Origin of the sequence: Salipiger sp. HF18 (assembly GCF_011806505.1) — a bacterium.
Classification (GTDB): Bacteria; Pseudomonadota; Alphaproteobacteria; order Rhodobacterales; family Rhodobacteraceae; genus Salipiger; species Salipiger thiooxidans.
In genome coordinates this window covers 1-5,526 of the sequence record NZ_JAATOS010000270.1, presented here as the reverse complement: position 1 = coordinate 5,526, position 5,526 = coordinate 1, and the positions used below count along the sequence as shown (strand labels likewise).

The 5,526-nt window shown below is 70.1% G+C and carries 7 protein-coding genes and 1 pseudogene; 3 read left to right on the top strand and 5 right to left on the bottom strand.

The features are described 5' to 3' along the window. Both HC022_RS18110 and HC022_RS18105 read right to left on the bottom strand, forming a co-directional pair. Nucleotides 1-466 (bottom strand): MFS transporter (locus HC022_RS18110; RefSeq protein ID WP_217704036.1); only part of this gene is annotated, 466 nt, incomplete at its 3' end. A 40-nt stretch (nt 467-506) separates the two neighbouring features. After that, nucleotides 507-677 (bottom strand): hypothetical protein, encoded by a 171-nt coding sequence (locus HC022_RS18105; protein ID WP_008886806.1) that lies wholly within the window; start codon nt 675-677, stop codon nt 507-509. Nucleotides 678-1,130: 453 nt separating this feature from the next. On the opposite strand from HC022_RS18105, the gene HC022_RS18100 reads away from it, so the two are divergent. Together HC022_RS18100 and HC022_RS18095 are read left to right on the top strand one after the other, a co-directional pair. Further along, on the top strand, nt 1,131-1,718 hold the full coding sequence (locus tag HC022_RS18100; protein WP_167453365.1) for a TetR/AcrR family transcriptional regulator: 588 nt from the start codon (nt 1,131-1,133) through the stop codon (nt 1,716-1,718). Nucleotides 1,719-1,810: 92 nt separating this feature from the next. After that, on the top strand, nt 1,811-2,569 hold the full coding sequence (locus HC022_RS18095; protein ID WP_167453364.1) for a siderophore-interacting protein: 759 nt from the start codon (nt 1,811-1,813) through the stop codon (nt 2,567-2,569). A 144-nt stretch (nt 2,570-2,713) separates the two neighbouring features. Here HC022_RS18095 and HC022_RS18090 read toward each other — a convergent pair. Together HC022_RS18090 and HC022_RS29330 are read right to left on the bottom strand one after the other, a co-directional pair. Then, nucleotides 2,714-3,193 (bottom strand): annotated as a pseudogene (locus HC022_RS18090) (PrpF domain-containing protein). A 632-nt stretch (nt 3,194-3,825) separates the two neighbouring features. Continuing rightward, a complete protein-coding gene (locus HC022_RS29330) occupies nt 3,826-3,978 on the bottom strand; it encodes a hypothetical protein (protein ID WP_167453363.1) in 153 nt (50 codons plus the stop codon). A gap of 51 nt (nt 3,979-4,029) precedes the next feature. Here HC022_RS29330 and HC022_RS18080 point away from each other — a divergent pair, with 51 nt between their 5' ends. Further along, nucleotides 4,030-4,557 (top strand): LysR substrate-binding domain-containing protein, encoded by a 528-nt coding sequence (locus HC022_RS18080; protein ID WP_167453362.1) that lies wholly within the window; start codon nt 4,030-4,032, stop codon nt 4,555-4,557. Between the two features lie 130 nt (nt 4,558-4,687). On the opposite strand, the gene HC022_RS18075 is transcribed toward HC022_RS18080, so the two are convergent. Continuing rightward, a partial coding sequence (locus HC022_RS18075) for an ABC transporter substrate-binding protein (RefSeq protein WP_167453361.1) occupies nt 4,688-5,526 on the bottom strand: 839 nt, incomplete at its 5' end.

Below are 5,526 nucleotides of genomic sequence, written 5' to 3'. Positions count from 1 at the left end.
TATGAAAACCGCCTGCGCCGGGTTCAGCCCGCCGCCGATCAGCGGGCCAGCGACGCTCAAGAAGGCGAAGACGCCGGTGAAGAAGCCCTGGTAGCGCATGCGCTCTTGGGGGCGTCACCACGTCGGCGATGACAGTCTGCGACGGTGTCATCGGCCCGCCGCCGCCGATCCCCTGCAGGAAGCGGAAGGCGATGAGCTGGCACATGGACTGCGCGACGCCGCAAAGCGCCGAGGCGGCCACGAAGAGCAGGATGCAGATCATCAGGAAGGTCCGTCGCCCGAACATGTCGCTGAGCGTGCACCAGATCGGCGTCGCGATCGTCGAGCTCAGCAAGAAGGCGGTGACCGCCCAGGAGAGATGCGCCAGCCCGTCAGGATCGCGCGCCATGCGGGGCAGGGCGGTGTTCACGATGCTCTGGTCGAGCGCGGCGAGGGTCATGGCGAGGATGAGCCCCGAGAAGATCACTCGGAGCTCGCGTTTCGTGAGGGGCTGTGCCCGGGCCGTGTCAGAGCTGCTGATGAGCTCCGGACCGGGGCAGCGGGCCTGCGGCATCCACAGCCGGCTGCGCCGTGCCGGTGTCCTTCTCGGGAGCTTCCGGCGTGAAAATGGCGATGGCGCCGCCGGCGCCGGTGGCAAAGGCGGCATGAAAACGATGGAGCGTTTTTTCATTCGGCATGGGACTACCCTTTGTCTGAAATCTCTGGACGCGCCAACGCCAACGGCCTTGTCAGCCGCCCGGATGGGCGGGCAGACACGTCGCGGCTCCGATCCCCCGCAGGGGGGCGAGGCGGTCCGGTATTGCAAGGAACGCCGCGTCCGCACCCGTGATGGGGTCGCGAAACGTGGCGGATAACCCGGTCGGCAGATCGCGACCGGCAGCGGACATATAGTGCGCCGGGCCGGAAAAGTCGACAGGACGCGCTGTCACGGCTTCGGGAGGCCTCGCGACGCCATGGCCCGTATCCTTCGATGTCCCGTGTGTGGTCGTCATCTTCCCGACGGATCCCTGCTTCAGACAGGCCCGGTGGTCGCGGCCCGGTCCTGTCGGATTTGAATACCGGTTGGTATTTGATGGTACAGATACCCTGCGGTATCTGAAAATCACGAGGGCGGGCACGGGATTCCGACCATGGCCGAGAGGCTCACGCGCAAGGAACGCAATGCGCTGACGCGGCAGAGCCTGCTCGGGGCCGCGGGGCTTCTCTTTGCGCGCGACGGCTATGCCTCGACCTCGGTCGGGGCGATCGCTGCGCAGGCGGGCTTCACCAAGGGCGCCTTCTACGCCAACTTCCCGAGCAAGGCTGCGATCTGTCTCGAGGTGTTCGAGGCCACGGGCCGGGCGTCGCTCGACCGCCTGATCGAGGGCATCAAGGCGGCCCCGGACCGCGCCGCGATCGAGGCGCTGCTCGTGGACTGGGCGGGCAGCCGCCGCAACGGCGGTCTCTGGCCCCTGACCCTGCTCGAATTCGCCCGGCTCGCCGGGCGCGAGGGCGCCTCGGTCGAGGATATGCGCGTCGTGCTCCGGCGCCACTGGGCGCTGCTCGGCATGGTGGTGCTGCGCCGCACCCCCGCCGACACCGACGCCGATACGCTCGGGGCACTGCTGCACGAGATCGCCTACGCGCCCGCCATGACCTTCGTCGGCCAGCCCGACGCCGCCGACCTGATGCGGCTCTTTCTCGAGGGCTTCGCCCGCGATGGCGAGAGCCGCCGGTAGGGTCGCGTTTTCGACGTTTTCGACCAGACCCCGTGCCACACCCAACCCCCCCCGGTCAGGCAGATGGCACCTCGCAAAGGACGACCTTTCTGATGACCGACACCCCTTCCGCCACGCCGACCCCGCGCGTGACCCGGCTGCGCCACGAGCTGAAGCGCCGCAGCCTCACCATCACCCGCACCGAACGCCTGACCCCGAGGATGATCCGCCTGACGCTCGAGGGCGCCGATCTCGCGGGCTTCGTCAGCGCCTCGCCCGACGACCACGTGAAACTCTTCGTCCCCGGTGGCGAGGACATGGCCATGCGCGACTACACCCCGCGCCGCTACAAGGACGGCCAGCTGCTGATCGACGTCTTCGATCACGAGGGCGGTCCCGCCGCCGACTGGGCCCGAAACGCCCGCGCCGGTGACAGCGCCATGGTCGGCGGCCCGCGCGGCTCGGCGGTGGTCGAAGGCGAGATCGACCACTGGCTGCTCATCGGCGACGAGACGGCGCTGCCCGCCATCGGCCGCCGCGTCGAGGAGCTGCCCGCCGGCGTCTCGGTGACCACCATCGTCACCGTGCAGGGAACCGAGGAAGAGCAGCAGTTCGACACCGACGCCGACTGGACCGGCCATTGGGTGCACCGCCCCGAAGGCGCGGCCGCCGATGCCGCGCCCTTCCTCGAGGCGCTGGCCGGGGTGACGCTGCCGCCCCGCAGCTACACCTGGGTCGCCGCCGAGGCCGGGGTGGCGCGCGCCATCCGGCAGGAGCTCATGGCCCGCGGCGTCCAGCCCGGCTGGCTGAAGGCGGCAGGCTACTGGATCGCGGGCGAGGCCGACGCCTCGGTCGGGTCGCTCGAAGACTGACCGCACGCGGCGAGCCGGTCGACACGCGTCATCCGCGTGTCGAAGGCCGAAGACTGCGGCTCGGGAGGGGCCGCCTACCGGCACTCTGCGAGTGGCGCGCAGAAGGAGCGGCTGACCCGGGCCCGAGAGGACATGAAGGGTAGATCAGCCAACGTCCACCGGTGAGTGGTGCGGGGACAAGAGGGGCAATTGGCTTTGTAGAGAGGTCCGCGGGTGGGTGAGAACGCGGGCGGTGGCGATCTCGCCGGTGTTGCACATGTGGATGCGCACCTCGGTCTCGTCGCCCGTGGGCGCCACCAGCCCGCGCTCGATCGCCGCAGGGCCGACCCCGGCGAGGATGTTGCCGCAGCCCTGCGCCGCCGACACCTACGGCCGGTCCACGAAAACCTGCAGGAAGAGGTAATCCGCGTCCTCATCCGGGCGCGAGGGAGGTGCCAGCACCGCCACCTTCGAGGTCAGCGGGTCCGCTCCGCCGATGCCGTCGATCTGCACCGGATCCGGCGAGCCCATGATCCGCAACAACAGCGCATCGCGCTCCGCCACGTCGGAAGGCAGGTCGGAGGCGAGGAAATACGCCCCCTTGGACGTTCCTCCCCGCATCCAGAGAGACTCGATCCCATCCATCTCGCAGCCTTTCCAGCTTCCCTGAAAGTCTCTGGCGAGTCCTGGTGAAGGCCGCTCTGGCGCACCGTGGGAATGCCGCGGACACCGCCGCCCGCCTATGAGGGGCGCGCCGCCCGTCCCGGTCAGCGTCGGCCGTTGTCAGTCGGGAGCGGTGAAGCCCGTCCGCGCTGGTCTTCGATCTTTCGGCCCCGGAGGTCGCGCCCTCGGACCGTCATCCGTCCCCAAGGACGACCGCCCCGCCTGACCTCCCGCGCCCCTCTCGGGCCATCCGCCACAAAACCCCTCACCTTCTCGTAACCCTCTCCACCCGTTCGCCCCAGCCCCGCTCCCAGCCCAAACCGCTAACACGTACCGCAGCCCCTTCTCCGCGAGCCGCCCGCGCATGTCGTGGAGGTCGAGGCCAATCTCTCCCGCCGCCAGCCGCGCGCGCTTGGCCTCCTCGGCGGCGAGCCTTGCCTCGGCCTGCTCCAGCACCGAATCCGCCTCCGCCCGCGCCACGTCCTGAACCACAACCGTCATCTCCGCCTCCTGTCCTTCCTCTGGTTCCAAATATCCCGGGGGAGTCCCGCAGGGACGGGGGCAGCGCCCCCTCTTCCCGGCCGTCCCATGCCCGCGAGGACGGGCAGGAGTCCTCAGCGCTCCACCGGCGGGGTTCCATGGGTCTGGAACGACTCGATGGTCTTCAGCCCCCAGGCCTGCCCCTTCATCCGGTCCGCCTGCGTCCACTTCACCGGCGGCCAGTCCGGCGCGAGGATCAGCCGCGCCCCGGCGTTGGCCAACTCCACCCGGTTGCCAGCGGGCTCCCAGACATAGAGAAAGAACGTCCCCTGGATCGCGTGCTTGTACGGCCCGGTCTCGATGTGGACGCCGCTCTGCAGGAAGATGTCGGCGGCGCGCAGGATGTCCTCGCGCTGGTCGGTGGCGTCCCCCATGTCGAGGCAGACGGGCTCTATCGCGAGCTGCTGAGCGGGCTGTGGCGCGGCGACATCGACCTGCTGGTCGGCGCCCTGCGCAACCCGGTGCCGATCGGCGACGTGGTGCAGGAGCCGCTGTTCGGTGACCGGCTGGCGGTGGTGGCGCGCCCGGGCCATCCGCTGGCCGTGGCGCGCGGCCTGACACCCGAAGCGCTTGCCCGGCATGCGTGGGTGGTGCCACGCGCCGGCGCGCCCACCCGCACGCAAATCGATGCCTTCTTCGCCGATCTGCCGGAGGGTGGTCCCGAGAGCCTGATCGAGGCGGGCTCGATCCTCTTCATGCGCGAATACCTGTCGCTGGGCGATGTCCTCGGCTGCATCTCGGCGGCGCAGGCCGATGCCGAGATCGCCAAGGTCCTGCTGATCGCGCTCGACGTCCGCGCCGACTGACCCGCGCGCCCGGTCGGGCTCAGCATGCGCGAGGGCAGGCTGCCGACGCAGGCGCAGGGCCTTTTGCCGGACCTGCTGCGTGCGGCGGCGGCGTGGTACGGGCGGCGCTGAGCGTTCCCGAGGGGGAGCCTCAGGGCAGGGCGATGGCGGCGAAGGCGGTGCGCCAGAGGGTGCGGAACTGCGCCGACTTGCTGCGGTCGAGCGCCACCAGCAGCGGCGGGGCCAGCGCGATGGCGCGCCGGGCGCTGGGCAGAAGCGCGGTCTCCTCGGGGTCCTGAGCGTAGATCAGCCCGGCGCGGCGCAGGATCGTCTGCCCCTGCGTCGAGAGCAGGAAATCGAGCAGACGACCCGCGGCCTGCGGCTGCCGCGCCTGCCGGGGGATCATGTAGCCGCGGGTCAGGAACAGGGTGTAATCCTCGGGCAGGATCACGCCCACGTCCGCCGGGGCGGCATTGGCCACGTAGGAGCCCAGCACGTTGTAGGCGAGCAGGAAGCGCCCTTCGGAGACCGCGCCGATGATCTCGGCCGAGCAGCAGGTGGCCACCGCCTGGGTTCGCGCGAAGCCCTCGAGCATGGCGCCGAAGGTCGTGGCCTCGAGGCTGTCGTTGTAGGCGAAGAGATAGCCCAGCCCCGAGGATTCGATGTCGTAGGTGGCGATCCGTCCGGCCAGCGACAACGGCGTGTTGCGCATCAGGTCGAGCAGCGCGAAGCGGGTACGCGGCACGTTCTCCTCGGCCAGCAGGGCGCTGTTGTAGATGATGACCGCGGGCTCCTCGGTGACGCCCCAGAGCTGGTTGCGCCAGCGCCGGGCCGAGGGGAGGTTCAGCGTCGCCTCGGACTGGTAGTCGTGGCCACAGGCGCCGTTCACCAGCGCCACCATCTGGTGCACCGCCGACGAGAACACCGCGTCGGCACTCGGCTCCTCGCCGGCGCAGGCGGCGAGGCTGTCGGCGTAGAGCGCGTTCGAAC